The 24413-nt window shown below is 65.6% G+C and carries 27 protein-coding genes; 11 read left to right on the top strand and 16 right to left on the bottom strand.

Annotated features, from left to right (window positions below; genetic code table 11):
- The first annotated feature begins 393 nt into the window (after positions 1–393).
- Complete coding sequence (locus ABIC76_RS06665; RefSeq protein WP_354533387.1) at positions 394–1635, top strand: MFS transporter; 1242 nt, start codon at positions 394–396, stop codon at positions 1633–1635.
- An 82-nt stretch (positions 1636–1717) separates the two neighbouring features.
- On the opposite strand, the gene ABIC76_RS06670 is transcribed toward ABIC76_RS06665, so the two are convergent.
- Positions 1718–2773: a hypothetical protein gene (locus tag ABIC76_RS06670; RefSeq protein ID WP_343548618.1), complete on the bottom strand. Its 1056-nt coding sequence runs from the start codon at positions 2771–2773 to the stop codon at positions 1718–1720.
- A gap of 183 nt (positions 2774–2956) precedes the next feature.
- On the bottom strand, positions 2957–3583 hold the full coding sequence (locus ABIC76_RS06675; protein ID WP_354533388.1) for a LysE family translocator: 627 nt from the start codon (positions 3581–3583) through the stop codon (positions 2957–2959).
- Positions 3584–3684: 101 nt separating this feature from the next.
- On the opposite strand from ABIC76_RS06675, the gene ABIC76_RS06680 reads away from it, so the two are divergent.
- Entirely contained in the window at positions 3685–4551 is an 867-nt protein-coding gene (locus tag ABIC76_RS06680; protein ID WP_354533389.1) for a LysR family transcriptional regulator, read from the top strand.
- A 12-nt stretch (positions 4552–4563) separates the two neighbouring features.
- Here ABIC76_RS06680 and ABIC76_RS06685 read toward each other — a convergent pair whose 3' ends face one another.
- The 3 genes from ABIC76_RS06685 to ABIC76_RS06695 form a co-directional block, all read right to left on the bottom strand.
- Positions 4564–4836 carry a CppA family protein gene (locus ABIC76_RS06685; RefSeq protein WP_102065366.1) on the bottom strand — a complete coding sequence of 91 codons (273 nt, stop codon included), beginning with the start codon at positions 4834–4836 and terminating at the stop codon, positions 4564–4566.
- Positions 4837–4965: 129 nt separating this feature from the next.
- The gene (locus tag ABIC76_RS06690) at positions 4966–5730 is read right to left on the bottom strand and encodes an SDR family oxidoreductase (protein WP_316874585.1); all 765 of its coding nucleotides are present in this window, start codon (positions 5728–5730) and stop codon (positions 4966–4968) included.
- A 47-nt stretch (positions 5731–5777) separates the two neighbouring features.
- Positions 5778–6452 (bottom strand): histidine phosphatase family protein, encoded by a 675-nt coding sequence (locus ABIC76_RS06695; RefSeq protein ID WP_102065364.1) that lies wholly within the window; start codon positions 6450–6452, stop codon positions 5778–5780.
- A gap of 232 nt (positions 6453–6684) precedes the next feature.
- On the opposite strand from ABIC76_RS06695, the gene ABIC76_RS06700 reads away from it, so the two are divergent.
- The gene (locus ABIC76_RS06700; RefSeq protein WP_354533390.1) at positions 6685–7908 is read left to right on the top strand and encodes a M20/M25/M40 family metallo-hydrolase; all 1224 of its coding nucleotides are present in this window, start codon (positions 6685–6687) and stop codon (positions 7906–7908) included.
- Positions 7909–7990: 82 nt separating this feature from the next.
- On the opposite strand, the gene copD is transcribed toward ABIC76_RS06700, so the two are convergent.
- Positions 7991–8920, bottom strand: a complete 930-nt coding sequence (copD, locus tag ABIC76_RS06705) for a copper homeostasis membrane protein CopD (protein WP_354533391.1) — start codon at positions 8918–8920, stop codon at positions 7991–7993.
- Between the two features lie 4 nt (positions 8921–8924).
- Entirely contained in the window at positions 8925–9302 is a 378-nt protein-coding gene (gene copC, locus ABIC76_RS06710; protein WP_502947841.1) for a copper homeostasis periplasmic binding protein CopC, read from the bottom strand.
- A gap of 201 nt (positions 9303–9503) precedes the next feature.
- On the opposite strand from copC, the gene ABIC76_RS06715 reads away from it, so the two are divergent.
- On the top strand, positions 9504–10625 hold the full coding sequence (locus tag ABIC76_RS06715) for a beta-ketoacyl-ACP synthase III (protein WP_354533392.1): 1122 nt from the start codon (positions 9504–9506) through the stop codon (positions 10623–10625).
- 28 nt (positions 10626–10653) lie between these two features.
- Here the strand turns inward: ABIC76_RS06715 and ABIC76_RS06720 are convergent, their stop codons facing one another.
- From ABIC76_RS06720 to ABIC76_RS06730, 3 genes are all read right to left on the bottom strand, one after another.
- Complete coding sequence (locus ABIC76_RS06720; protein ID WP_354533393.1) at positions 10654–11766, bottom strand: alpha/beta hydrolase family protein; 1113 nt, start codon at positions 11764–11766, stop codon at positions 10654–10656.
- Between the two features lie 2 nt (positions 11767–11768).
- Positions 11769–12608, bottom strand: coding sequence for an AraC family transcriptional regulator (locus ABIC76_RS06725; protein WP_354533394.1), 840 nt, complete (start codon positions 12606–12608; stop codon positions 11769–11771).
- 76 nt (positions 12609–12684) lie between these two features.
- A complete protein-coding gene (locus tag ABIC76_RS06730; protein WP_354533395.1) occupies positions 12685–13539 on the bottom strand; it encodes a LysR family transcriptional regulator in 855 nt (284 codons plus the stop codon).
- A 102-nt stretch (positions 13540–13641) separates the two neighbouring features.
- Between ABIC76_RS06730 and ABIC76_RS06735 the strand changes: the two genes are divergently transcribed.
- Positions 13642–14025, top strand: a complete 384-nt coding sequence (locus ABIC76_RS06735; RefSeq protein WP_354533396.1) for a tautomerase family protein — start codon at positions 13642–13644, stop codon at positions 14023–14025.
- 111 nt (positions 14026–14136) lie between these two features.
- Here ABIC76_RS06735 and ABIC76_RS06740 read toward each other — a convergent pair whose 3' ends face one another.
- On the bottom strand, positions 14137–15096 hold the full coding sequence (locus ABIC76_RS06740) for an SRPBCC family protein (RefSeq protein ID WP_354533397.1): 960 nt from the start codon (positions 15094–15096) through the stop codon (positions 14137–14139).
- Positions 15080–15436 carry an ArsR/SmtB family transcription factor gene (locus tag ABIC76_RS06745; RefSeq protein WP_027679942.1) on the bottom strand — a complete coding sequence of 119 codons (357 nt, stop codon included), beginning with the start codon at positions 15434–15436 and terminating at the stop codon, positions 15080–15082. Before ABIC76_RS06745 ends, ABIC76_RS06740 begins: the two co-directional genes overlap by 17 nt.
- 117 nt (positions 15437–15553) lie before the next feature.
- On the opposite strand from ABIC76_RS06745, the gene ABIC76_RS06750 reads away from it, so the two are divergent.
- From ABIC76_RS06750 to ABIC76_RS06760, 3 genes are read left to right on the top strand one after another with little or no spacing between them, the layout of a single operon-like run.
- Positions 15554–16441: an alpha/beta hydrolase family protein gene (locus ABIC76_RS06750; RefSeq protein ID WP_354533398.1), complete on the top strand. Its 888-nt coding sequence runs from the start codon at positions 15554–15556 to the stop codon at positions 16439–16441.
- On the top strand, positions 16438–16872 hold the full coding sequence (locus ABIC76_RS06755) for a MarR family winged helix-turn-helix transcriptional regulator (protein ID WP_102065356.1): 435 nt from the start codon (positions 16438–16440) through the stop codon (positions 16870–16872). Before ABIC76_RS06750 ends, ABIC76_RS06755 begins: the two co-directional genes overlap by 4 nt.
- Positions 16869–17657, top strand: a complete 789-nt coding sequence (locus tag ABIC76_RS06760) for an enoyl-CoA hydratase (RefSeq protein ID WP_354533399.1) — start codon at positions 16869–16871, stop codon at positions 17655–17657. The genes ABIC76_RS06755 and ABIC76_RS06760 overlap by 4 nt, the downstream gene beginning before the upstream one ends.
- Positions 17658–17706: 49 nt before the next feature.
- Here the strand turns inward: ABIC76_RS06760 and ABIC76_RS06765 are convergent, their stop codons facing one another.
- Together ABIC76_RS06765 and ABIC76_RS06770 are read right to left on the bottom strand one after the other, a co-directional pair.
- Positions 17707–18639: a diacylglycerol kinase catalytic domain-containing protein gene (locus tag ABIC76_RS06765; RefSeq protein WP_354533400.1), complete on the bottom strand. Its 933-nt coding sequence runs from the start codon at positions 18637–18639 to the stop codon at positions 17707–17709.
- Entirely contained in the window at positions 18636–19679 is a 1044-nt protein-coding gene (locus ABIC76_RS06770) for an SPFH domain-containing protein (RefSeq protein ID WP_102065353.1), read from the bottom strand. The genes ABIC76_RS06765 and ABIC76_RS06770 overlap by 4 nt, the downstream gene beginning before the upstream one ends.
- A gap of 95 nt (positions 19680–19774) precedes the next feature.
- Here ABIC76_RS06770 and ABIC76_RS06775 point away from each other — a divergent pair, with 95 nt between their 5' ends.
- Positions 19775–20509 (top strand): NUDIX hydrolase, encoded by a 735-nt coding sequence (locus tag ABIC76_RS06775; RefSeq protein WP_354533401.1) that lies wholly within the window; start codon positions 19775–19777, stop codon positions 20507–20509.
- A gap of 46 nt (positions 20510–20555) precedes the next feature.
- Here ABIC76_RS06775 and ABIC76_RS06780 read toward each other — a convergent pair whose 3' ends face one another.
- Positions 20556–21011, bottom strand: coding sequence for a DUF3005 domain-containing protein (locus ABIC76_RS06780; RefSeq protein ID WP_316890743.1), 456 nt, complete (start codon positions 21009–21011; stop codon positions 20556–20558).
- Between the two features lie 73 nt (positions 21012–21084).
- Positions 21085–22503 carry an aminotransferase-like domain-containing protein gene (locus ABIC76_RS06785; RefSeq protein ID WP_354533402.1) on the bottom strand — a complete coding sequence of 473 codons (1419 nt, stop codon included), beginning with the start codon at positions 22501–22503 and terminating at the stop codon, positions 21085–21087.
- 249 nt (positions 22504–22752) lie between these two features.
- Here ABIC76_RS06785 and ABIC76_RS06790 point away from each other — a divergent pair, with 249 nt between their 5' ends.
- On the top strand, positions 22753–23271 hold the full coding sequence (locus ABIC76_RS06790; protein WP_027679951.1) for a rhodanese-like domain-containing protein: 519 nt from the start codon (positions 22753–22755) through the stop codon (positions 23269–23271).
- A 47-nt stretch (positions 23272–23318) separates the two neighbouring features.
- The gene (gene epsC, locus ABIC76_RS06795; RefSeq protein WP_102065349.1) at positions 23319–24332 is read left to right on the top strand and encodes a serine O-acetyltransferase EpsC; all 1014 of its coding nucleotides are present in this window, start codon (positions 23319–23321) and stop codon (positions 24330–24332) included.
- The last annotated feature ends 81 nt before the right edge of the window (positions 24333–24413 follow it).

Here is a 24413-nt window from a genome sequence, read left to right on the forward strand (position 1 = left end):
CGGTTCGGGTTGCGGATCGTCGTGCGCGTGAGTTGCCGCGCACCGGGCTCCGTCAGGCCGTCGGCACTGGCGCTGGCTGGTATTCCGGCGTCGTGCTGCAGTCCATGCTGGCGAGTATAGAAAGCGTCTCCTGAGCGGCCATGCTCCGAACGGAGTAGCCCCGCGCGAGAAAACGGCTAACACGTTAGCTGCCTGCCAGGGCAAGCGGGGCAAGGGTTTGCGGGAAGATGCCCCATGTTTTGGTGAAACCGGCGCGGCGTGGGGTGACGCTTCTGCCCCGACAATAAATTGTCCGGTTTGCGCTAATCGTTGTCGAATTTGCGGTAACACGCCTGCACCGTTTAGGCGCAAGATTGAGCGCTTCCTCGCCCCAACCTCGTGACCTCAAACATCATGCAAACCACCGCAAACGGCACGGCCGCTGCATCGGCGACGCCCGCCGCGCAGGCCGACAAGACCGGCTTTGGCGTGATCGGCGCCATCAGCTTCGCGCACTTCCTCAACGACATGATGCAGTCGTTGATCCTGGCGATCTATCCGCTGCTCAAGGGCAATTTCCATCTCGATTTTTCGCAGATCGGGCTGATCACGCTCACGTATCAGATCACCGCGTCGCTGCTGCAGCCGATGGTCGGGCTCTATACCGACAAACACCCGAAGCCGTATTCGCTGGCGGTGGGCATGGGCTTTACGCTGGTGGGGCTGTTGCTGCTGTCGGTGGCGCCCAACTTTGGCACGGTGCTGCTGGCGGCGGCGCTGGTCGGCACCGGCTCGTCGATCTTCCATCCGGAATCGTCGCGCGTGGCGCGTATGGCGTCGGGCGGTCGTCATGGGCTGGCGCAGTCGCTGTTCCAGGTGGGCGGCAATGTGGGCAGCGCGATGGGTCCGCTGCTCGCGGCAATCATCATCATGCCGTATGGGCAGCACAGCCTTGCGTGGTTCTCCATCGCTGCGCTGATCGCCATCTTCGTGCTGTATCAGGTGGGTGGCTGGTACAAGCGTGAACGCGCTGCAGGCCATGGCCGCAAGGCGGGCGGCCGCGCACATGCCGCGGTCAAGCTGTCGGGCGGGCAGGTCGCGTTTGCGATGACGCTGCTGGTCGTGCTGCTGTTCTCCAAGTATTTCTACCTGGCGAGCCTGAACAGCTATTACACGTTTTTCCTGATCACCAAGTTCCACCTGTCGGCGCAGACGTCGCAGCTGTTCCTGTTCCTCTTCCTGTTCTCGGTGGCAGTGGGCACGATCGTGGGTGGTCCGATTGGGGATCGCGTGGGCCGCAAGGTCGTGATCTGGGTGTCGATCCTCGGGGTGGCGCCGTTCACGTTGCTGTTGCCGTACGCCAACCTGTTCTGGACGGCTGTGCTGACGGTGATCATCGGGCTGGTGCTGGCCTCGGCGTTCTCGGCCATCCTCGTGTATGCGCAGGAGCTGATTCCCGGCAAGGTCGGGATGGTGTCGGGCCTGTTCTTCGGGTTTGCGTTCGGGCTGGGCGGCATCGGCGCTGCGGTGCTCGGCAAGCTGGCCGATGCAACCGACATCTACAACGTCTATCACCTGTGCTCGTTCCTGCCGCTCATCGGTTTGCTGACGGTGTTCCTGCCGGATATCGAACGCAAGCGCCAACAGGCGGCGTAACGCGACACACGTCGCAAACGGATGCAGCGCGGCGGACGTCCCCTCCCGGACGATCCGCCGCTTTGCTTTCTGCTGTTGGGCGTTACTTCTCGACGGCGTGGGTCGGGCCCGGCCACACGCCGGTCATCTCGATTTCGCGCCGGCCGGTCAGCCATTGGCCGAGCGGGCTGGGCCAGCGGAACGAATAGTTGTCGCTGTTCACGACGCCCTGGAACTTCACGTCGACCTGGATATCGGTAGCGTTGAGCGGGATGTTCGCGACCGTTTTCGAGATGCCGCCGCTGAGCGAAAACTCATCGCTGCGCGGGCCTTGCGGCGTGTTGAAACGCAGCTTGATGTGCGTGACGTAGGTGCAGCCCGGCTTGTTGTTGAAGTAGATCTCGAAGCCGCCCAGGCGCGTGATCCAGTTCGGGATCAGCAGGTTGCCGTCGAACGACGCAAAGGTGTAGGCCACCGGAATGGGCGCGGGCGCCTGCTTGCCGGGCTCGAATGGCCACAGATGCTGGTCGACGCTCTTGGTCTGGTTGACCGACACGAACGATCCCTTGCCCGTCGCGCTGCCGAGCATGTCATGCACGGCGCCCGCCGAGCCCGTGATCGAGAACGACGAGTTGTTGTCTTGCGAGCCCACGTTCAGCCCGCTGTTGGCCAGGATCACGCTGGTCACCACGCCGAAGCCCTGCGCGATGTTCCCGCCCGAACCCATGCTGACGGACTGCGCCTGCTCGGCCAGCCACTTGATCGTCTCGGGCCGCGTGAGCTGCGTGAGGTCGCTGATGTACGACTCCGAAGCAATGCCGAATTCCGAGGCGATCGACCCGACCGCCGAGAACTCCCATTTCACTTCCACCCCTGCGTTGATCTTCGTGCCGCTTTCAGGATCGGTGGCCGAGCCATCGAGCTTGACGTTGGTCTCGGTGCGGTGGACGTTGTTGGTCGACAGCTTCCATTGGTTCGGGACGGTGCGCGTGTTGATCGCCACGCCCGGTGTTTCGGGCTTGACGGGCGTGAAGTCGCCGGTGTCGGGCGACACAAAACCGACGGCGCCGGGTTTGATGGTGGGGGCAAGGGTCCAGTTGCCCCAGTAAGCTGCGCGGCCGTTGCGGATGAGGTCGGTGAAGGCGCGATTCCATTGCATGGTTGCACTCCAGGCTTGAGGTTGTGCTGCGAGTCAGCGGGTTTGCGCGGTGGTCTCCATCGCCACGTAGCGATGGGCAGGGCGCGAGGGCACTGTCTCAAACGGGCTGGCGCCTGTTAATGCAGCAGAAGACCTGGGATGGAAGGCATGGGCGCAGGCATGGGAAGGCCGCCGTGCGTGGCATCACGCAAGCCGCGCGAGCCCCAGCGCCAATCCCAAACCGATCAGGATCGCGCCGATCACGCCGTCCACGATGCGTTGCCGCGCCAGCAGCGAACGTCGCAACGCGCCTGACGCAAACACTGCGGCCACCAACGCAAACCACACCGCGTGCGCAGCCGACATGAACAGGCCGTAGCCGAACTGCGCGAGCAGCGGCGTGTCTGGCTGGACAACCTGCGTGTACGTGCTGACCACGAACAGCGTTGTTTTTGGATTGAGCGCATTGGTGAGAAAGCCCATGCGCAGGGCTGCGGACGTCGATAGCGTCGGGATGCCGACGCTGTTACCGGCAGTCTCGCCGCTGGGCAACGGCTTGGCCGACAGCGTCTTCCAGCCAATCCACACCAGGTACGCCGCGCCCACCAGCTTGATGCCTTGCAGAAGCGTTGGCGCATGCGCGATCAGCAGGCCCACGCCGAACATCGTGTAGAACACGTGCACCTGCACGCCAAGCGCAATGCCCAGTGCGCACAGCACGCCGGCGCGCCGCCCATGCAGCAGGCTGTTGCGCGTGACCATGGCAAAGTCCGCGCCCGGGCTGATGACAGCCAGGATCGTGATGATGGCAACAGCAAGGAGTTCGGTCATGTCGGGCGCAATCGCAAAGTGGAGGTGCGCCGATTCTCGAGGCATCCGTCATCGCTGAAAATCGATTTATGATGCTCTTTTTAGGTGAGAAAAACTGATAGATGGCACTGCCTCCACTGAATACGCTGCGTGTGTTTGAGGCTGCGGCACGGCACGGCAGCTTCGTGCGCGCGGCGCAGGAGCTGCACGTGACACATGGCGCGATCAGCCGCCAGATACGGCAGTTGGAAGCGTCGTTAGGCGTGGACTTGTTCGAGCGTCGCAATCGGGCGGTCTTCCTGACATCGGCGGGCGAACAACTGCATGCCGCTGCCACCGATGCGTTCGGAATTCTCACGGATAGCATCGACCGGATTGCGCGCCGGGCAACGTCTTCAGCGCTGGTGGTGTCATGCGAACCGACGCTGGCGATGCGATGGTTGATCCCGAGGCTGTCCCGCTTTCAGGCACGGCATCCGGCCATCCAGGTGCATCTGTTCGCGGCGGGCGGCCCGATCGATTTCGCGCGCAGCGGTGTGGACGTCGCCTTGCGCCGTGATGACTTTGCATGGCCCGCGCACGTGCATGCAGCCCCCATTTGCGACGAGTGGATCGGCCCGGTGCACGCCCCGCAAGCGGATCCCGCCGCGTGCCGCAGGCTGCTGCATACCGCCACGCGCCCCGATGCATGGCAAGCGTGGTGGCGTGCCAGCAGCACGGCCCGACCGCGCGGGCGGTTGCCCGAGGCGCGCTATGAACATTTCTATTTGAGTTTGCAGGCGGCCCTGGCCGGGCAGGGCACGGCCATCGCATCAAAGCTGATGGCCGGTGACGATTTGAAAGATGGGCGGCTGGTCGCGCCCGAAGGGTTCCTGCGCGACGGCTCTGGCTACTACTTGCTGGCCGATGCGCCTATTGCTGCCGAGAGCGCGGCGGGCGCCTGGCTCGCGTGGCTGCGCGAAGAAACCGCCGCCACGCTGGCGGATTAACGTGAAACGGCCTTACGCTGCCGCGTGTCCGCCGCGCAGAATGCCCCGAATGGTGGCCAGATAGGCTTCGCCCACGGCCCGGTTGAGCGGCCGCGCACGGGGCGTCGCGCGTTTGCGCGGCGGCGGCGTCAGGCCCAGCGTGCGGCAGACTTCCGACGCATAGGGCCGCCCGCGCACCTCCATGCGCAACACGACTTCGTTCAGCGCCTGTTCACCCAGACGCTCGCGCAGCCAGAGCACCGTCTGGCGGTCGTACTCGTTTTCGATGCGGATCAGGTCGTCCATGGCAGTGCTGTATAAATTTACAGTTACTGTAAATATATACAGGTATCCACAGATTTCAAGGACGATGTTGCGGCCGCGCCGCAGCGGCGTGACGGGCGACTCGGTTGGTGCGGTAGGCGCCCCGTTTTCTCAGACCGTCATGCCGCCATCGACGACGATGCACTCGCCGTTGGTGTAGCTCGCCGCATCCGACACGAGATAAAGCACCGTGCCCGCCATCTCGCGCGGTTCGGCGTGGCGGCGCAGCGGGATTTCGCTGATCCAGCGGTCGTACGTGGCCTTGTCTTCGAACAGCGCGCCTGCGAACTTGGTCTTGGTCAGCCCCGGCAGCAGCGCGTTCACGCGAATGCCGAACGGCCCGCATTCCTTGGCGAACGCGCGCGTCATGTGGGCCACGGCAGCCTTGGTGATGGAGTAGATGCCCTGCTTGTCGCCCGGGTGCAGCGCGTTGACCGACGCGGTATTGACGATCGCACCGCCGCCCTGGGCCTTCATCATCTTGCCGGCTTCGACCGACATGAAGAAGTAGCCGCGGATGTTCACTTCCACCGTCTTCTCGTAGGCTGCCAGATCCGTGTCGAGGATGTGGCCGAAGTGCGGGTTCGCCGCGGCGTTGTTGATGAGAATGTCGAGCCGGCCGTGCGTGCGGCGGATGGTGTCGAACGCCGCGGCAATGTCTTCCATGCGGCCGACGTGGCAGGCGAGGGCTTCAGCCTTGCCGCCCGCAGCGCGGATGCGTTCGGCCACGATTTCGCAGTCGGCCAGCTTGCGGCTGGACACGATCACGTGTGCCCCTTGTTCTGCCAGCAGCTTGGCAATCTCTTCGCCAATGCCGCGGCTGGCGCCGGTCACAAGGGCAATCTTTCCGGTCAGGTCGAACAGGTTCGTGCTCATGGTGTGCTCCTCCAATGGTGATGTGTTGTGGGCGTCTGCGTGGGCGTTCAGCCGTAGGTCTGGAACGCGCGCCGTGCCGGGTCGTCCAGATGCGGGATGCCATTGAAGGTGGCGAGCTGGAACGATTCGGCGTTGAAGAAATACTGCGAGACGCTGCTGTTGCGGATCTGCAGGTTCAGCGCAATCGCGCTGGTGGGCGGTGCGGCCAGCACCTGCTGTGCGGTCACGGCGATCGGGCCGCCGGAACTGACCGCCAGCACACGCTGCCCACCCCCGGCCTGGATGGCCGTGCGCGCATCGGCCACGCGCTGCTGGAAGGCCGCCCACGTCTCGGGCAGCGGCCCGCGGATCTTGTCGTCCGACCAGAGGTGCAGCACCTGCTTGAGCGCCCGGTAATGGTCGCGCATCGAGCCCGAAGCCAGTTGTGTCAGCTCCGGAAAATCTTCGCCTAGCGCGGCAAACAGCCCTTGGAAGTCGTATTCGTTCAGCCCGGCATGCTGCTCAACCGCCGTGCCTGACATGCCCATGCCGCGCAGGATGCCATCGACGGTCTGTTCATGCCGGCGCAAGGTGCCGCAGATGACGCGATCAAAAACGATGTCCTGCCGCGCGAAATATTCACCGAGCCAGACGCTCTGCTGCTCGCCGCGCTCGGAGAGCCGGTCGTAATCTGCCGCGCCAAACGAGGCTTGTCCGTGCCGCACGAGATAAAGCTCCGCCATCGTCTGCTCGCTGAATCAAAGGGGGGAACCAGATTAGCGAGGCATGCATTATTTGTGAAATTTATTCTTTGAATGACCGGTAATGCATGCAATGAATAGTTGTGCCCCTGCATGAGTTGCGGCGCGAGAGCAAGCTGCGGGTGAGGACCGTGCGCCGCACGCAACATGGCTGCCCGCGCGCGCCGATCTTGTGTGTAATGGCCGTTTCGCCACTCGCTAACAAAGGTCCTGTATGAAACCGTCTCGCCTTGCCGTTGCTGCGTTGCTGCTGTTTGCCTCAGGCCTGTCTTGTGCCGCCGATGCGAATCCCAAAGTGCTGTCCGCCGCCGAGGGCTATCGCGGTGACGCACTTCAACTGCTGGAGCGCCTGGTGAACATCGACTCGGGCACGGGCAACGAAGCGGGTCTCAGCCAAATCGGCACCATCGTGACCGACGAACTGCGCAAGGCTGGCGCCCAGGTGGAAACGGTGTCTGCGGCGCCGGCAGTGGGCAACAACATCCTTGCGACCTGGAAGGGCACCGGCAAAACGCGCATTCTCCTGATGGCCCACATGGACACCGTCTTCAAGGACGGCACTGCCCGCGCCAAGCCGTTCACCATCAAGGACAAGCGCGCCTACGGCCCCGGCGTGATGGACGACAAGGGTGGCGTGGTGGCGGGTTTGTATGCGATGAAGATTCTGCAGCAGCTCGACTTCAAGCAATACGGGCAAGTCACGCTGCTGCTCAACACCAACGAGGAAACTGGCTCGAAGGGTACGCGCGCGTTGATCGAGCGCGAAGCCAAGCAACATGACGTGACGCTCAACCTGGAGCCGGGCCGGCCTGCCGACGGCTTGGTTGTGTGGCGCAAGGGCAGCGGCACCGCGGAGATCGACATCAAAGGCAAGGCCGCGCACGCTGGCGTGGCGCCCGAATCCGGTCGCAACGCCGCCAACGAACTGGCGCACCAGGTGCTGCAAGTCGGCAAGCTGGGCGACAGCGCCAAGCAGACGACCTTCAACGTGACGGTGCTCAAGGCGGGCGATGCGACCAACGTCATCCCCGACCATGCAACGGCGTACGCAGACGTGCGCGTGGCCGTGCCGGAGGAATTCGACCGCGTGGAGCGCGACCTGACGCGCGTATCGGCCAACAAGTTGATTCCGGGCACGGAAGTGAAGACCTCGCTGGTACGCAGCTTCCCGCCGATGCCGCGCAATGACGCATCGGACAAGCTGGCCGCCAAGGCGCAAGCCATCTACGGCGAGATCGGCCGCAAGCTCACGCTCGAGGGCAGCGGCGGCGCCGCCGATTCCAGCCTGTCGGCCGGTGTCGGCACGCCCACGCTCGATGGCTTCGGGATCGTCGGCGGCGGCATCCACACGCCGGAGGAATACGCAGAAGTGGAGAGCGTCGTGCCGCGTCTCTACCTGCTGTCGCGCATGATCATGGAGCTTGCGGCGAACAAGTAAGCGCCGCGCCGACGGTAAGCAACAACGAACGGGTGACGGCGCCGCGCTGTCACCCGTTTTGTTTTGTTGACCGCGTGAGACGCTACGCAGGCACTGGAGAAAGCAGCCCAAGCCACGCGACAAGCGCCAAGATCAGCACGGCGAGGCAGGTTTCCGCCTGCAGGCTTCTATGCAGCGTTTTCACCGCACCCGTGGAATCGCCCGTGCGAATTGCAGCCGCAAGCCGCGGGCTCAATCGATAGCGATTGCCCGCCGCCAGTGCAAGCATCAGCGCAAACAGCGCCAGTTTGCCGAGCAGCAACCGCCCATACGGCGTAGTGAACAGCGCATCGAACGTCGGGCCGGCAACCAGCACATAGTTGACGACGCCCGTCGCAATCAACATCGCGACGATGCACGTGCCGATGGTCGCGAAGCCGCTGGCGGCACTGCTGAGCGTTTGCACCGTATGCGGCGTGCCGGTCCGGCGTGCCGACGACAGCAACACGAAGGCGACCAACGCACCCACCCACATGCCAGCCGCCAGCAGATGCGTCACGTCAGCGGCGAGATGCAGCCCGCCGCGCAAGCCGTCGTCCATGGCACCGTGCCCCGCCCATGCAAGCGTGGCCAGCGCGATGGCGCCCGACGCGGCCAGCCCGATCTGTCGGCGGCGCGCATTTCGGCGCCACGCGATTGCCGTGACGAGACCCGCCGCAAGCACCGCTATGCGCACCAGCCAGGCCGCGCCGACTGCCGTGCCGGTCAGGATCATGTCGAAGACATGGCTGGTCAGTTCGCTGTAGCGTGCGGCGCCGCTCATCGACTCGGCCATCGCCACCACGTCCCAGATCGACAGCACGATGCCGGCCAACGCCGATGCCTCGATCATCCTGCCGTACAGCCGAAAGACGCCCGACGATGGATCGGTCGGCCCGAGCGCGTAAAGGCTGAAAAGCGATACGCCAAAGAGCACCATCAAATCCAGATACAGCGCAAAGCGCAGGGTGACGGCCAGCCAGTCCTCCGGCATCGCGTTACTTCACCTGGAACGTCAGGTTGCCGGCTACGCGGTGCGTGTCTGCGGCCACGACATGCCAGTCGACGCGGTAGGCCCCGGGCGCGAGCGGCTGCGTGGGCGAGACGGTCAGCGTCCGCCCGTCGGTGCTCGTGGCGACCTTGGCGGCCACATTCGTCGGGCCGGAGGCTGCGTTCATCAGCAGCGTGGCGTCGCAGAACTGGGCGACCAGTTTTTCCGAGAAATGGAGCGCAATCTGGGCCGGTGCGGGGCCAACGGACTTGTCGGCGGGACTGGCCGAGAGCAGCTTCGGATGGGCCAGCGCCAGCGAGGCAGCGAGGGCAGCGGCAACGGCCACGCACGCATGGGCGATGCGGAAAGGGTTGAGCATCGGCATTAGAGACCTGCGAAGTTTGGGGGCTGACGACTAGCCTAACGCATTGTTTTCGGCGCAGGGCGCCGAGGCGGGGATGCGCGCCCGCCCATGTGCGCGCTGCAGCGCAACGCCAAAGTAGATGTAAACGACCACATCCCGCAGCCCGCATTGCCGGGCCGATGTGCTATCGTCGCCGCCACGAAAAATTCACAAATTCCGGGTATGCACGACGTCGTTATCAGCGGCACGGGCCTGTGGGTCGCGCCCGAGGTCATCACCAACGAGGAGCTGGTCGCCTCGTACAACGCCTACACCCAGCTCTACAACGCGCAGCACGCTGCGGCGATTGCGGCGGGCGAGCTGCCGGCGCTGGCGGAATCGTCGGCGGAGTTCATCGAGAAGGCTTCGGGTATTCGACAGCGCTACGTGATCGACAAGGCCGGCGTGCTGGACCCGACGCGCATGCGCCCGCGTCTGACGCCGCGCCCGGACGATGCGCTGTCGCTGCAAGCCGAGATTGGCGTGGCCGCTGCGCGCGACGCATTGGCCGCTGCCGGACGCGACGCCGCCGACGTCGACATGCTGCTCTGCGCCACGTCCAACTTCCAGCGCCCGTATCCGGCGTTGGGCGTGGAAATTCAGAACGGCATTGGCGCGGGCGGTTACGCGTTCGACATGAACGTCGCGTGCTCGTCGGCCACGTTCGGGCTGGAGCAGGCCATCAATGCCGTGCGCAGCGGCACAGCGCGCGCCGCGCTCGTGGTGAGCCCGGAAATCACCTCCGGCCACCTCGATTGGAAAGACCGCGATTGCCACTTCATCTTCGGCGACGTGTGCACGGCCGTGCTGGTCGAGCGCGCGGAAGACACGCGCTCTGCGGACGCCTGGCGCGTGCTCGGCACCAAATGCGCGACGAGCTTTTCCAACAACATCCGCAACAACGCCGGCTACCTCTCGCGCAGCGAAGACCGCAACCCCGACGACCGCGATCAACTCTTCCGCCAGGAAGGCCGCAAGGTCTTCAAGGAAGTCTGCCCGATGGCGGCGGAGCACATTGCCGGCCATCTGCAGCAACTGGGCCACGCGCCGGCCGACGTGCGCCGCTTCTGGCTGCATCAGGCGAACCTGGCGATGAACCAGCTGATCGGCAAGCGCCTGCTTGGGCACGACGCATCGGCCGACGAGGCGCCGGTCATTCTCGACGAGTTCGCCAACACGGCATCGGCAGGTTCCATCATTGCGTTCCACCGCCACCGTGCCGACCTGAAGTCCGGTGACCTCGGCATGATCTGTTCGTTTGGCGCGGGCTATTCGATCGGCAGCGTGGCGGTGCAGAAGCAGTAATCGATCTGCACCGAACCGCGGGCGACGCTCAGGTCTGACCGGGCAGCGTCGCCGCAAAAAAATCCAGCGCCCGGCGCACGGCCTGGGCATGCACCGCATCGCGATCGACGCCGGGGTTGTCCTTGCACAGCAGCGGCACATGGGGTGCGGCCCCGGGCAGGCACGTGTCCACGAACGTGTAGTGCGACGCCCCCGGCACCAGCAGCAGATCGGCCTTGGGCAGCATCTTGGCGACGTGTCGCACGTTGGTGTCGACGGGCACGGTGACATCCGCGTCTCCGGCCATCAGCGAGACGGGGATGCTGATGTTGCCAAGCGACGTGGCGTCCATCGCCATGCCCAGGGCGGGCGCCATCGCAAAAACGGCCTTGATGCGTGCGTCGCGGTAGGACGCTCCGGAGCGGGCGAGGGACGCTTCCGTCTGCGGTGACCTTGTTGTGTCGGCAGCGGGGTTGATCTGCGCTCGGGCCATCTCCGGCGGGTGGCAGATGGCGTCCGCCTGTGGCGAGCCGCAGAACGCCATGAAGGCCGCGACATCCGTGCGTGCGCCGGCCAGCTCCAGAACGGTATAGCCACCCAACGAAAAGCCCACGGCGCCGATGCGCGTGCGATCGACATGCGCGCCCAACACGGGATCGGCAAGCACGCCATCCAACATTTCGCTCATATCGGTGGCGCGCTCCCACCAGAGCATGAAGCCGTCGCGCGTGAGCGGTTCAAGCGCCGTGTTGCCCGGGTGGTTCACGCCCGCGACGATGTAGCCGTGCGCGGCCAGGGCAGCGGCCATCCAATCGAGGCTTCCGGCTGTGCCGCCGGTGCCGTGTGAAAGCAGCAGCAGCGGATATTGAGCCTGCGTTGAAGCGACGGGCGCCTCCCCCGCAGATGGCTGCATGCGGAACGGCGACCTGCCCGGCACATCGACGTTGTGCGAAACCTCCGGCACGGAAATGTCCACCGGATACCAGACGTTGGTGATCAGCGCCTGCGTGCGCGCCCCACGCCAATGGCGCTCGGCCTGCGGATGGAATGCGCGGGTGGCTTCACCGACGTGGTACGGCGCAGCAGGCTCATCAGCGGAACCGCCATAGGCCGCACCCACGGCAAAGGCCGCCAGCGCGGCGGCAAGGCAACGACGCAACATCTTCACTCCTTGCGGATGGGGATCATCAGGTCGGTCACGCAGGCGCGCGGCGGGTGGTGCCGCCCGGGGCTGCGATACAGCTCAAGCGCCGGCCGGTCGTCCGGTTCGAAGCCATAGCTGGGGAGGCAGCCGCCATAGAGCGCCTGCATGGTGGGTGCGATCAGCGCATAGGGGCCGATCAGCCGATGGCAAGCGTAGAGACCGCCTTCGATGCGCATCGGTTGCAGGCGACCCGTGATCGCGCGCGGCGCATCGAGGATCACCCCCGCGAAGTATTCGAACGAGCCGGGCGTTTCGGGATCGCCATAGCAGATGCCAATGCGGTCGGGCGCGTCCGCCGATTCCATATCGATGCCGAGCAGTTGCCGCAGCATGACAAACGTCTGACGGATGGTGGCGACGGGGCCGTCGTGGCGCAGGCAGAGCGCGTGCAGCGGCGGCTGTTCGATCAGCTCAATGGGGGGCAAGTCTGCGGTCTCGGTGCTGCGCACATTCAGCGCCTGCTGCCGGGTCTGGAACGCGCGCGGGCTCACGCCGGTGAACTCGCGGAAAGCGCGGGCGAATGCCTGCGGGCTGCCATAGCCGACGTTGAGCGCGACATCGGTGACGGAGTCTTCCGCGCCGCTCAAACGGTGCGCGGCCTGCGCCAGCCGCAGGCGCTGGACGGTCTCGAACACGCCTTCGCCGGTGAGCGCGCGGTAGATGCGGTGAAAGTGAAACGGCGACAGGTGTGCCACCGCTGCCAGGCTCTGCACGGTATGCGGCGCGGCGGGGTCGGCCAGGATCGCCTCGATGACGCGGGCGATGCGGCGGTGGTAGTCGTGTTCAGTGCGGGGCTTCATGCGGCAAAGCATAGTCGCCCCGCAGGCGTCGCGCGGTGCAGCGATTGCGCAAAATGCGCGGGCCAGGGGCGTCCCGCTATCGTCCGCCCGTGGCCCGCAAGGTGGAGGCGAAGGTCCGCAGCGCCTTCTTTGCGGCCGGATCGGCGACCCGCGAATGCAGCACCACGCTGCGCGACGGAAGCGGCGGGAGGCCAAGCGCATCGCCCACATCGATGGTGCCGGCCGGTGCCACGCGTCGGCTGAGTGCCGCCACCGCCAAGCCGGCCGCCACCGCCGCGCCGATGGTGGCTACGCCGCCCCCGATGAAGACCTCTTGCCAGGCGATGCCCGCGGTGTCCAACGCCGTCGTTGCCATCTGCCGGATGCGGCACGTTTCGGTCTGGTTGGCCAGACGGACCGGTTCGCCCGCGCGGTGCTCAAAGTCGGGTGCGGCCATCCAGCCGAAAGGCTCTTCCATGAGGACTTCGCCGTCGGTGCGGCGGTTGTCGTGGCGCAGCACGATGGCGGCATCCAGCACGCCGCCTTCGAACATCTCCACGATTTCCCAGGAACTGGCGATGCGGATTTCCAGTGTGAGCGTCGGTTCGGCCCGGCCCATCTGTCGCAACAGGCGGGGCAGTTCTGCGCCGACGATGTGGTGGCTCATCCCGACCGACAAGCGCCGCCGCTCCACGCCAAACGAGCCCAGCGCGCCTTCGTGCGCCGCGACCAGGTCGCGCGCTGCCGCGAGAAACGCCGCGCCATCCTGCGACAGCCGCACCAGGCGCGGCGTGCGCTCCAGAAGCCGGCGGCCCAGTGCATCTTCCAGCCGCTTGATCTTCAGGCTCACCGCGGATTGCGTCGAATCCATCGCCTCCGCCGCGCGCGTGAAGCTCTTCAGATCGGCCGTCAGCACGAAGGCCTGGACAGCCTCCAGATCGAGCATTCTCATGTTCAATCATTTTGAAATCGAATGATTGAAATATCTTAGGATGTCTTTTTGCAATGAGCAATGTGAGGCATGCTGTGGTCACTGCAAACCAAGGAGTGGACCATGCCCCTCGTTCAAGTGTCGCTGCGGCGCGGCAAGCCTGCCGCTTATCACCAGGCCATTTTCGATGGCGTCTATCGCGCCATGCGCGAGACGTTCAATGTGCCGGAAGACGATCGCTTCATGACGCTGACCGAGCACGACGCGAGCACCTTCAGCGTCAGCCCGACCTACTTCGGCATCGTGCGCAGCGACGACGTGGTAATCATCCAGATCACCGCCAACAACACGCGCAACCTCGAGCAGAAGCAGGCGCTCTATCGCCGCATCGTCGAGCTGCTGGGCGACAAGCCGGGCGTGCGGCCCGAAGACGTATTCATCAACCTCGTAGAGGTGCTGCCCGAGAACTGGTCGTTCGGCCACGGGATCGCGCAGTATGCGAAATGACGCCGCGCCAGGCGCTTCTCGCGCACCTGGGCGGCGTGCTGTGGGGGGCAGTGTTGATCGTCGGCACGGCGGTCACGTTGGCGGCCGTCGCGCGCGACGTATTGCCCAGGCTCAGTCCTTGAGCGAATTGCCCAGCATGTCGAGCAGGAACTGCGTGCCGCGCTCGCGCGATCCGGAATCGTCGTAGCCATCCAGGAAGGCGCCTTGCTCGGTCATGACGAGGTGCGTGCCGCCGGAGCCGTCCTTGGGCTCACGCAACTCCAACGTGGCGAGCGAGGCGGAGATCTTGCGGTCGTCCAGGTGCATCACATACGAATAGACGACGCGTTCGTTCGGGATGACGTCGTGATACAGCGCCTCGAAGCTGGAGACGACACCGCTGTCCCAACGGCCCTTGACGACCTCGCGGCCGCCCGGCGTGGCATCCATTTCACGCACGAGCAGCGTGTAGCCGTTGCCGCCGGCAAACCACTTGGCCTTGGCGGCGGGGTCGGTTAGCGCCTTGAACACGCGCGAGCGCGGTGCGTCGTACGTGCGTTCTACCGTAAAGGTGGCATGCACCACCGAGCGCTGGATGCCATCGGCCACCGGCACGCTTGCGGCTTCGCGTTCCAGCTTGTCGAGCGTCTGCTTCCAGCCTTCGGACGCGCCCTTGATCATCATCTCGGCAATCGGCGCGAGCGGCGTGTGGGTCTGCGTGACTTCCATGCGCGTGCCCCCGCACTCTTCGGCAAAGGTGACGACGGTGTGGGCGTTCATCAGCGGGCGGTTGTCGCCGTCCACAACGTTCATGTCGATGACGAGGCGCGCGTTGGGCACGATCTCCAGAAAGTGGCCGCGCGACCAGTGGTCTTGCCCCTCGGGCGAGCGCATGCACACATCGAACTTGCCCCCCACGCGAAATTCAACCGTTGCATCCGGCACCGTGAAGTGCGTCGGGCAGAACCAGCGCTTGATGTGGTCGGCGGTGCTCCAGGCCTTGAAGACCCAGTCGCGCGAAACGGGGAAGGTGCGTGAGATCACGAGGGGGCGCAGGGTCGTGCCGGCGGGGCTGTCAATGGTCGTCGTCATGCAAGTCTCCTTGGGTTTTGAGCGTTTCCAGATAGGCGCCCAAGCGGTCGAAGTGCTGTTCCCACTCCAGGCGTCGTTGGTTGATCCACTGCTCTGCGAGGCTCAGCGCCTCGGGTTCGATACGGCAAGTCCGCACGCGGCCCACCTTTTCCGATCGCACGAGACCGGAGTTCTCCAGCACCGACAGGTGCTGCATCACCGCGGGCAGCGAGATGTCGAGGGGTTGCGCAAGTTCGCTCACCGACGCCGGGCCGCGCACGAGCTGCACCAGCATCGCGCGCCGGTTGCCGTCGGCCAGGGCCTGGAAGGCGAGATCGAGGGAGGTGTCATGGTTAAGCATGTGGTTAACTATAGCGACTCGGAATAGTTAAGCAAGTACTTTATCTTTCTGTCGTTGACACACCGATTTACTTCGCATACAAAGTAAAACACTTCGCATGCGAACTAAATCGATGTCATGGACAGCACACCGCACACCATTCCCGCCACGGACGGCTATCCGCTCGGCGCCATGCTCTGGACGGCTGCCGGCACGCCGCAGGGCGTGGTGGTCATGCACCCGGCCACGGGCGTGCCGCAGCGCATCTATCAAGCCTTTGCCAAATTCCTGGCCGAGCGCGGCTTCCACACGATGACGTACGACTACCGCGGCATCGGCGCATCGCGGCCCAAGAGCCTGCGACGCTTTGCTGCCCGCATGCGCGACTGGGCGCTGCTCGACGCCGAAGGTGTGATGCGATGGGCAAGGGCGCGCTATCCGGAGTTGCCGCAACTGGCGGTCGGGCACTCGGTGGGCGGCCACGCCATCGGCCTGTGCTGCGCCGACTGGGATGTCGCGGGCGTGGTGCAGGTGGCCTGCCACACCGGCAACTCGCGCTTCATCCGCCAACGCGGCGAACGCTGGCGCGTGGAGCTGATCCTGCGCGGCGTCGGCCCCTTGATGGCGCGGCTGATCGGCTACGTGCCAGGCAAGCGCATGGGCCTGGGCGAAGACCTGCCGGGCGGCGTCGCCATCGAATGGGGCGCATGGGCCGGCATGCCGCGCTACTTTTTCGATGACCCCACACTCGGCGCCATCGAGCGCTTCAACCGTGTCACGCATCCCGTGCTCGTCTACGGCTTTGACGACGACCCGTGGGCCACGCCCGCCGCCATCAACGCGTTGACGATGCACTTCACGAACACGTGGGTCGAGCGGCGGCAGATCACGCCTGTGCAGGCCGGCGGCGCGATAGGGCACATGGGCTTCTTCCGCGCGCAGTTCGCCACCACGCTGTGGCCGGGTCTGGTCGATTGGCTGCGCGAGCGTGCCGCCGCCACACGCAGCGAAGCGGAGGCTGCATGACAGCACCCGACCGCCGCCTTGTGTATCTGATCAGCGTCGGGCAGCGCCGCTTGCAGCGCTGGATTCAATCGCGCACCGGCGAGGGCGTGACCGCCGCGCAATCCGGCCTGCTGTTCTTCCTGGAAAAGAACGACGGCGCGTTGATGCGCGAAGCCGGCGCCGCGCTGGACCTCGGCCCCTCCGCCATGAGCGGCCTGGTCGATCGCTCTGTCGACGCCGGCCTCATCGAGCGCCGCGCCGATGCCAAGGATGGCCGCGCCTGGCAACTCTGGATCACGCCCGCCGGCCGCGACGCTCTGGCCGAAACACGCACGGGCCTGGCTGAGCTGAACGCGCGGCTGACCGAAGGTTTTACCGACGCCGAGATCGACGTCGTCGCACGCTGGCTGGCCAGCCTGCAAACCAAGTTCCCCAACGGAGACGAGCAATGAGTGAACACATCCAGAGCCACCACGCCGACGGCGTGCTGACGCTCACCCTGGCGCGCGCCGACAAGAAGAACGCCATGACCGACGCGATGTACGGCGCGCTGGCCGATGCGCTGAGCGCCGCGGAGCGCGACAACACCGTGCGCGTGGTGCTGTTGCGGGCCGAGGGCGACATGTTCTCCGCCGGCAACGACATCGGCGAATTCGCGTCGATCGCCATGTCCGGCGGCAAGACCAACAAGGGTGACGCCGAGCGCAACGTCGTCCGCTTCCTGCATGCGCTGGCCAGTGCCACGCGTCCGCTGGTGGCGGCGGTGCAAGGCCGCGCGGTCGGCATCGGCACGACCATGCTCCTGCATTGCGACTTCGTGCTGTTGGCGGACAACGCGCAGCTGTCCACGCCGTTCGTCAATCTGGCGCTGGTGCCGGAAGCGGCATCGAGCTTGCTGATGCCCGCGCGCCTGGGCCACGTGCGTGCGTTCGAGATGTTCGCGCTGGGCGATGCGGTAAGCGCCGAATCGGCGCTCGCGTGGGGTTTGGCGAATCGGGTGGTGCCGCTGTACCAGCTCGGCACGGAGGCGCAGGCCATTGCGGCGCGATTGGCGCGTCAGCCGTTGGGCGCGCTGACCGAAACCAAGCGCCTGATGCGCGATGCCGAACTGCTCAAGCAACAGATGGATGCGGAGAGCGCCTGCTTTGCGCGGCGGCTGCAATCGCCAGAGGCGCATGAAGCCTTTCGGGCGTTTGCCGATCGACGGCCGCCCAATTTCAACGCCGTGGCGCACTGAGCGCGGCGGTGTCTCCTTCGGCGGCCCTGGTCCGGCCGCCTTTTTTCATTCAGACAGCCAAGCGGCCTTGCGTGGCTGCCACGGAAATGGTTGCTTCCATGCCGGCGGTGAAACGCAGGTAATCGGCTTCCATGCCATCGGAAAAGATCACGCCGTTCTCCGGCATGCGCGAGCGCAGCTTGAGCGGTTGGTCTGCATCCACATGGCCGAACACGAGCGTGGCTTGCGATGCGCGGCTCGGAAACGGCTCGCGGACGGCGAATGTCAGTTGCGGGGTGTCCCACGGTTCCGGTTCGTAGCGGAAACCATCGCCGCCGGCATGCATGGCGCGTGCGACGCCCATCGAGCCCGTCACGATGCTCTTCAGCCACGCCGTCGAACCCAGCCCCGTGGCGACGATGATGCCCGACGACGATTGCGCTTCACGCCGCTCACCCAGTTCGATTTCATACAGCGCAGACGCATGCGTGCGCGGCCCGATGAAGAGGTCGTTGACGGCGCGCAGCATCTGCCCGTCGGACAGCCGCGCTTCGGCCATCGTCACCGCTTTGGTGGGACGCTTGTCGCGCGCCACGTCGGCCAGCACGGTGCCCAGGTCTTTCGGCTCGAAGGGCAACAGCACGCCGTCCCAGCGTCCGGGCTCGGGGTTCAGGCCGATTAGCGGTTGTCCGTCGAGATACTTCATCGAGTTGGCGACCAGCCCGTCTTGCCCGAGCGCCACGACGATATCGTCCGGCGCAAAGATGAAGTTGGGCAGATAGCCGCGATCCACCACCTGATAGCGGCCCCAGGCTTCCAGCGCGCGCACGGTGATTTCGAGGCTGCGCGCATAGGCGGCGTTTTCGGCCAGGTAGTCGGAAAAATCGGCGCCCAGGTGTTCAAGGTAGAACTTCGCCTGCGCCAGCGTGTGGTGGCGCGCCACCAGCTCTTCAAGTCGGGTGCGGCGCGTCACCAGCACGACCTTGCGGCCTTCGCTGCTCATGATGCGACCCGTGTGGCGGCGTTGGAGGAGGTCGCGTTCATCAACCCTTGCAGCAGGTCCGGCGACACGTTCAATTGGCCGATGCGTTCGGCACGTTCGGCAATGCCGCCAAAGGCCTGCGCGATGAGCTGGCCGGGTTGCATGCCGGCCGCAGCCAGCGCATTGACGATGCGCGGGTCGGCCTTTTCCAGCGCCTGCATGACAGCGGCCACGCGGTAGGCCTCGGCGTCGGCCAGCGTGCGGCTGTTCTCGGCCTGCCCGGCCACGAAGGCCTTGCGCTGGCCTTCGAGTTCCACATCGGCGGCCATCTGTTCGTTGCGCAGGGCGTTCTCCTTGCGCATCAGCGTGGCCTTGGCTTCCATCTGGGTCTCGCGGATCTGGCGCTTCTTCTGCTCAACCGCAATGTCGGTGTCCAGCTCGTTCTGGCGAATGGCGCGTTCGTTTTCCACGGCCGACATGCGACGCAAGTAGACGGCGTCATCCGCGGCCTTGAGGTTGGATTCGCGGGCTTCGGCTTCCAGCGCGCGGGCGATGTCCGGTGTCGGCTTGACCGCCATGACCGACACGCCCAGGATCTCCAACCCTAACGCGGCAATTTCCGGCTGCGCGGCCAATTCGGCTTGCGCGGTGCGCGCGATGGCCGCCGATGCGCGCAGCGCGGCCTTCAGCTCCATCGCCTGCACGGCTTGCTGCACGATCACTTCCACTTGCTGAGCCACGCGATCGCCCAGACGCTTCGGGTCTTCCGACACATAGGTCTGGCCGTTCTTGGCGAGCGAGAAATCCATCATCGCAGCCGTGCGGCGCGGGTCGCTGATGCGGTACGTCACCTGGCCCTGCACGGTCACGCTCTGGAAGTCGGCCGTCACCAGTTCAAGGATGAAAGGGCGGTCCTGGCTGGCTACCGGCACCGCCACCAGCGTGGTCGTCGGGCCGTAGTAGAAGAACGACAGACCCGAGCCTTCGCGCACCACCTTGCCGGCGCGGAACTGCATGAGGTGAACGGTGGGCTGCGACTTGATGAAGCGGATGCCGAACATGATGACCTCCTTGTTTTGTAAGTTGCACAGTACAACTTGTATGGGTTGGACAATACAACTTACTATGGAGGCCGTCAAGAAATATGTGATGCGCCATGGCCACCCGAACTTCCGCGAAGACCTTCCCGCTGCCGTTGACCACCGTCGATGTCGTGATCTTTACGGTGCTGGATGACGTGTTGCGCGTGCTGCTCGTGCAGCGTCCCAATACGGAAGGGGAGCCTTTTCCCGGCGCATGGGCGCTGCCCGGGGGCTTTGTCGATACGGCCGTCGATGCCACGCTGGAAGACTGCGCGCGCCGCAAGCTGCTGGAGAAAACCGGTGTGGGCAGCCCGTATCTGGAGCAGTTGGGCAGCTGGGGCGGGGCGACGCGCGACCCGCGCGGCTGGTCGGCCACGCATGTCTACTTTGCGTTGATGCCCGCGCAGGGCGTGGCGCTCGCCAAGGGCGCCAATGCGGCCGATGTGGCGTGGTTTGCGGTGGACGACGTGCTTCGTGCGCCTGAACTCGCCTTCGACCACGCGGACATCCTGCGCGCCGCCGTCGAGCGTTTGCGCAGCAAGGTCGAATACACCTCGTTGCCAGCCTTTCTGCTGGCCGAGCCGTTTTCGCTGCCGCAGTTGCAGCGCATGTACGAAATCGTGCTCGGCCGCCCGGTCGACAAAAGCGGTTTTCGCACCCGCATGCTGGCTGCCAACTTTCTGGAAGAGTCCGGCGTGGCGGAAGGGGATTCCTACCGTCCTGCCAAGGGCTACCGGCTGATTGACCGCAGCCAGCCGGTCGTTTTTCCGCGCACCTTCAGCCCGCGCGGGGGCGATTCAAATGCCTGAGCGCGAATGGATCAAAGCCCCCGGAGAGACGTGTCAACGCCCCATGCTACGGCTGCTCATCGTCTTCCAGCGAAAACCGCTGCGCAGCGCGTGTGCCGTTGCGGGCCGTTTCATCGACCACGCCGCGCATGACCACCCGCTGGCCGGGCTCCGCAGCGATGGTGGGGCGCCCCTGATTGGGCCGGCTGTCGATCCCGGCGATGGGCGCTTCGGGGTCCGGCTCGGGGCGGCTGTTGTCGAGCGACGCATTCGAGTAGATGACGTTGTCTTGCCACTGTGACGCGCTCTTCGCAGCCTCCAGGCCCTTGCCATCTGTATCGACGGTGTTGTCCGTCGCTTCCGCGCCGGCGGCATCCACGGAAAGGATGCGGCGGGACGCGCGGGCAAGCGGGTCGTCGCGCGGCGAGTCGGGTGGCGGTTCGGTCAGCTTGGCGCCTTCGGGCTGGCGCGTCACGGGTTCTTCGGGCTGAGGCTGCGCTTGGTTGTGCTCGGCGTTGTGCATGATCGGGCTCCTGTGCCGCTGCATGCGGCATGAACCTCTGCAGCGCCGCAACGTGCGTGCCCGGCCTCGTACCTCAGGCGCGCTTGCGGCCCGGCCGGCGCCCGGCTTCTTGCAGGAAGGCCACCGCACGCGGCTCCGTCGCATAGGCGCTGTTGATGCGCACCCACGGCGACACCTCCAGGTTCGGGCGGAAGTAATGCCCGGGTGCCAGCGTCACGCCGTGCTTCTCAGCGGTGGCCGCCAGATCGCGCGAATCTTCCACATGCGGCACACGCGCCCACAGGAAGTTGCCGCCCGACGGATGGTGAAACACCTCCCAGCCCGCATCGGCCAACACGTCCAGCGATGCGATGACGGAGTCACCTGCGCGCTGGCGCAGGCGCTCCACATATTTGCGATAGGCGCCGCGCTCCAGCAGCGTGCTGACCACGGCCTCGGCAAAGCGCGAACCGCCCACGCTGGTCAGCATTTTCACGTTGGTCAGGTCATGTACCAGCTCGCGCTTGGCAATCAGGTAACCCACCGGCAGCGATGCGGACACCGTCTTGGAAAACCCGCCCACGTAGATCACATGATCGAGCTGGTCCAGCGTGGCAAGCCGCGCGGTCGGATCGGCTTGCAGGTCGGCAAAGATGTCGTCTTCGAGAAACGTGAAGCCGTGGCGCCGCGCCAGCTCAAGCAGGCGGAACGCGACCGGCGGCGACACGACCGAGCCCGTGGGGTTCTGCAGCACGCTGTTGATGAAGAACAGCTTGGGGCGGTGCTCGCGCAACATCGCTTCGGTGACTTCCACGTCGGGCCCGTCGCTGCGGCGCGGAATGCCGACCAGCTTCACGCCGTGCAGCCGCAGCAGCCCAAACACGGTGTAGTAGCCCGGGTCTTCCACGAAAACCGTGTCGCCGGGTTTGAGCAGGTGCCGCATCACCAGGTCGATGGCCTGGCTCGTACCGGCGGTGATCAGCACATTGGGTTGGTCGGCCTGGATGCCGAGCTGGCGGGCACGCATCATGACCTGATGCCGCAGCGCCGTGTTGCCCAGCGGCGAGGAGTAGTCGATCACCGCGTGCGTGTCGGTGCGTGACACCTGGCGGATGGCCTGCGTCAGGCCATCAACGTCGCGCCAGTCGGCCGGCACGAACCCGCCGCCGAGCTTGAGCATGCCGTCGGGGTAGCTGAACTGCTCGAAGATGTGCTTGGACTCGGCCTCCGCCCGGCGTGGGTCGGACCAGCCGCGCCCGTCGCGCCCGGTCAGGTTGCTCTCCGCCACGTAGAAGCCCGAGCCGTGACGCGAGTCCAGCAGCCCGAGCGAGACCAGCCGGTCATACGCCTCGATCACGGGAAAGCGGCTGATGCCATAGTCGGCCGCCAGTTGCCGGATCGACGGCAGCTTGGCGCCGGGCCGCACGTCGTTGTCGCGAATCCACGCCTGCACGCCGGACACGATCTGGTCGGCAATCGGTACGCGGGTGCTGGCATCGATGAGGAGTTTCATGGCGCGGGTCGGGTCGGTGGGGCGGAAGATGCCGAACAGTCATCTCAAACTGTTCGGCAGTGTTCGTATTGTAGTGGGACCGCGTGCAACGGAAAGCCGATCGCCCCGGCGAGGCGCCAGGGGCTCGCTTATGCATTCGGCAACCATCGAAGGGCGGTTTTATTCGTTTTGGCAAATATCACCCACGGCTAGAGTGGGCTTGTCCGTCACTCATTGCGCGCTCGTTGCGATTTTTCAGTCGGAGGTTCGATGTCTGCCACCACCATTCAAACTGCGCCACGCGACCCGGCTGTGCAGGCCGTGCTCGATAGCGTGCTGTCTACCCCCTCGTCAACGCTGCTGGAGCGTGCACGCAGCCACGCCAGCGCGCAGGGGCTGCGCTATGCAGGCGGCCTGACGCCGGCCGAAGCGTGGGCCTTGGTCAGCCGTGGCGATGCCGTACTCGTGGACGTACGTACCGCAGAAGAACGGAAGTTCGTGGGTCGTGTACCGGATACGCCGCACGCGGCCTGGCAGACCGGGCCTGCCATGATCAAGAACCCACGCTTCCTGCGCGAGCTGGAGAAAGCCGCGCCCAAGAGCGCCGTGGTGCTGCTGCTGTGCCGCAGTGGCAAACGCTCTGCTGCCGCAGCGGAAGCCGCCACCGCTGCCGGATTCCAGAACGTGTTCAACGTGCTGGAAGGCTTCGAGGGCGACCTCGACGAGCAGCAGCAGCGCGGCGAAGCCGGCGGCTGGCGCCGCTGGGGCCTGCCCTGGCAGCAGGACTGAGCGCCGCGGCACCGCCGACAACCAAACCAAAAAACAGGGGAGCGACGATGAGCGATCGCGTCATCGCGGGGAGGCCTGCGCCCGCGCACGACCCAGGCTGGCAATTGGACCGCATCGTCAGCGAGCTGCGTGCGGCCCGGGCCGATTGGCGCGCCCGCAACGGCCGTACCGAAGTCACGGGCCGCGAGTTGCCCTCGCGCGAGGCGGTGCGGCAGATTCTCGAGGCGCTGCGTGGGGCACTGTTCCCCATGCGGCTCGGTCCCACGGACCTGCGTGAAGAAAGCGAAGACTTCTACGTCGGCCATACGCTCGACGCGGCACTCAATGCGCTCGTCGCACAGGTGCGGCTGGAGCTGCGTCACACGGTGCGCCAGGCGCGTGCCGTGGATCGGGATCCCGATGCCGAGGCGGTGCAACTCGTGCGCGACTTCGCGTCGGCACTGCCCACGCTGCGTCGCCTGCTCGACACCGACGTGCTGGCTGCCTACCACGGTGATCCGGCAGCACGCAGCGTCGACGAGGTGCTGCTGTGCTACCCCGGCATCCTCGCCGTCATCCATCACCGCATTGCCCATCACCTGTACCGCGCAGGCTTGCCGCTGCTCGCGCGCATGGTGGCCGAGACCGCGCATGCCGACACCGGCATCGACATCCACCCCGGCGCGCAGATCGGCAGCGGCTTCTTCATCGATCACGGTACGGGCGTGGTGATTGGTGAGACCGCCGTGATCGGCGAGCGCGTTCGTATCTACCAGGCGGTGACGCTGGGCGCCAAGCGCTTTTCCGCCGATGCCGATGGCCACCTCGAGAAGGGCGCCCCACGCCACCCGGTGGTGGAAGACGACGTCGTCATCTACGCCGGCGCAACCATCCTCGGGCGGATCACCATCGGGCGCGGGTCTTCCATTGGCGGCAACGTCTGGCTCACGCGCAGCGTGCCGCCCGGCAGCAGCGTCACCCAGGCAAACGTGCAGAGCGGCATTCAGGACGGCGTTCAGGACGCCGTTCGGGACCCTCGGCCGCACACGCACAGCGACAGCGAGGCACACCCCGCCCGCTGATCCGTCTGACGCGCCCTTCCCACCGGTTTTTTCCACCGCACCCGCCAGAGAAACGGGGGCATTTTTTCAAATGAAGTTGGG

The sequence above is a fragment of the Ralstonia sp. 1138 genome, assembly GCF_040544795.1.
GTDB lineage: Bacteria > Pseudomonadota > Gammaproteobacteria > Burkholderiales > Burkholderiaceae > Ralstonia > Ralstonia flatus.

Excerpts from the sequence above, each read along its gene's own strand:
- ABIC76_RS06770 (WP_102065353.1), bottom strand. The coding sequence starts at position 19,679 with ATGTTCGGCATCCGCTTCATCAAGTCGCAGCCCACCGTTCACCTCATG.
- ABIC76_RS06765 (WP_354533400.1), bottom strand. The coding sequence starts at position 18,639 with ATGAGCAGCGAAGGCCGCAAGGTCGTGCTGGTGACGCGCCGCACCCGA.
- ABIC76_RS06685 (WP_102065366.1), bottom strand. The coding sequence starts at position 4,836 with ATGGACGACCTGATCCGCATCGAAAACGAGTACGACCGCCAGACGGTG.
- ABIC76_RS06725 (WP_354533394.1), bottom strand. The coding sequence starts at position 12,608 with ATGAAGCCCCGCACTGAACACGACTACCACCGCCGCATCGCCCGCGTC.
- ABIC76_RS06695 (WP_102065364.1), bottom strand. The coding sequence starts at position 6,452 with ATGGCGGAGCTTTATCTCGTGCGGCACGGACAAGCCTCGTTTGGCGCG.
- ABIC76_RS06665 (WP_354533387.1), top strand. The coding sequence starts at position 394 with ATGCAAACCACCGCAAACGGCACGGCCGCTGCATCGGCGACGCCCGCC.
- ABIC76_RS06740 (WP_354533397.1), bottom strand. The coding sequence starts at position 15,096 with ATGACGACGACCATTGACAGCCCCGCCGGCACGACCCTGCGCCCCCTC.
- ABIC76_RS06690 (WP_316874585.1), bottom strand. The coding sequence starts at position 5,730 with ATGAGCACGAACCTGTTCGACCTGACCGGAAAGATTGCCCTTGTGACC.
- copC (WP_502947841.1), bottom strand. The coding sequence starts at position 9,302 with ATGCCGATGCTCAACCCTTTCCGCATCGCCCATGCGTGCGTGGCCGTT.
- ABIC76_RS06700 (WP_354533390.1), top strand. The coding sequence starts at position 6,685 with ATGAAACCGTCTCGCCTTGCCGTTGCTGCGTTGCTGCTGTTTGCCTCA.
- ABIC76_RS06680 (WP_354533389.1), top strand. The coding sequence starts at position 3,685 with ATGGCACTGCCTCCACTGAATACGCTGCGTGTGTTTGAGGCTGCGGCA.
- ABIC76_RS06745 (WP_027679942.1), bottom strand. The coding sequence starts at position 15,436 with ATGCTTAACCATGACACCTCCCTCGATCTCGCCTTCCAGGCCCTGGCC.
- ABIC76_RS06720 (WP_354533393.1), bottom strand. The coding sequence starts at position 11,766 with ATGTTGCGTCGTTGCCTTGCCGCCGCGCTGGCGGCCTTTGCCGTGGGT.
- ABIC76_RS06715 (WP_354533392.1), top strand. The coding sequence starts at position 9,504 with ATGCACGACGTCGTTATCAGCGGCACGGGCCTGTGGGTCGCGCCCGAG.
- epsC (WP_102065349.1), top strand. The coding sequence starts at position 23,319 with ATGAGCGATCGCGTCATCGCGGGGAGGCCTGCGCCCGCGCACGACCCA.
- ABIC76_RS06735 (WP_354533396.1), top strand. The coding sequence starts at position 13,642 with ATGCCCCTCGTTCAAGTGTCGCTGCGGCGCGGCAAGCCTGCCGCTTAT.
- copD (WP_354533391.1), bottom strand. The coding sequence starts at position 8,920 with ATGCCGGAGGACTGGCTGGCCGTCACCCTGCGCTTTGCGCTGTATCTG.
- ABIC76_RS06775 (WP_354533401.1), top strand. The coding sequence starts at position 19,775 with ATGGCCACCCGAACTTCCGCGAAGACCTTCCCGCTGCCGTTGACCACC.
- ABIC76_RS06675 (WP_354533388.1), bottom strand. The coding sequence starts at position 3,583 with ATGACCGAACTCCTTGCTGTTGCCATCATCACGATCCTGGCTGTCATC.
- ABIC76_RS06785 (WP_354533402.1), bottom strand. The coding sequence starts at position 22,503 with ATGAAACTCCTCATCGATGCCAGCACCCGCGTACCGATTGCCGACCAG.
- ABIC76_RS06760 (WP_354533399.1), top strand. The coding sequence starts at position 16,869 with ATGAGTGAACACATCCAGAGCCACCACGCCGACGGCGTGCTGACGCTC.
- ABIC76_RS06750 (WP_354533398.1), top strand. The coding sequence starts at position 15,554 with ATGGACAGCACACCGCACACCATTCCCGCCACGGACGGCTATCCGCTC.
- ABIC76_RS06670 (WP_343548618.1), bottom strand. The coding sequence starts at position 2,773 with ATGCAATGGAATCGCGCCTTCACCGACCTCATCCGCAACGGCCGCGCA.
- ABIC76_RS06780 (WP_316890743.1), bottom strand. The coding sequence starts at position 21,011 with ATGCACAACGCCGAGCACAACCAAGCGCAGCCTCAGCCCGAAGAACCC.
- ABIC76_RS06790 (WP_027679951.1), top strand. The coding sequence starts at position 22,753 with ATGTCTGCCACCACCATTCAAACTGCGCCACGCGACCCGGCTGTGCAG.
- ABIC76_RS06730 (WP_354533395.1), bottom strand. The coding sequence starts at position 13,539 with ATGAGAATGCTCGATCTGGAGGCTGTCCAGGCCTTCGTGCTGACGGCC.
- ABIC76_RS06755 (WP_102065356.1), top strand. The coding sequence starts at position 16,438 with ATGACAGCACCCGACCGCCGCCTTGTGTATCTGATCAGCGTCGGGCAG.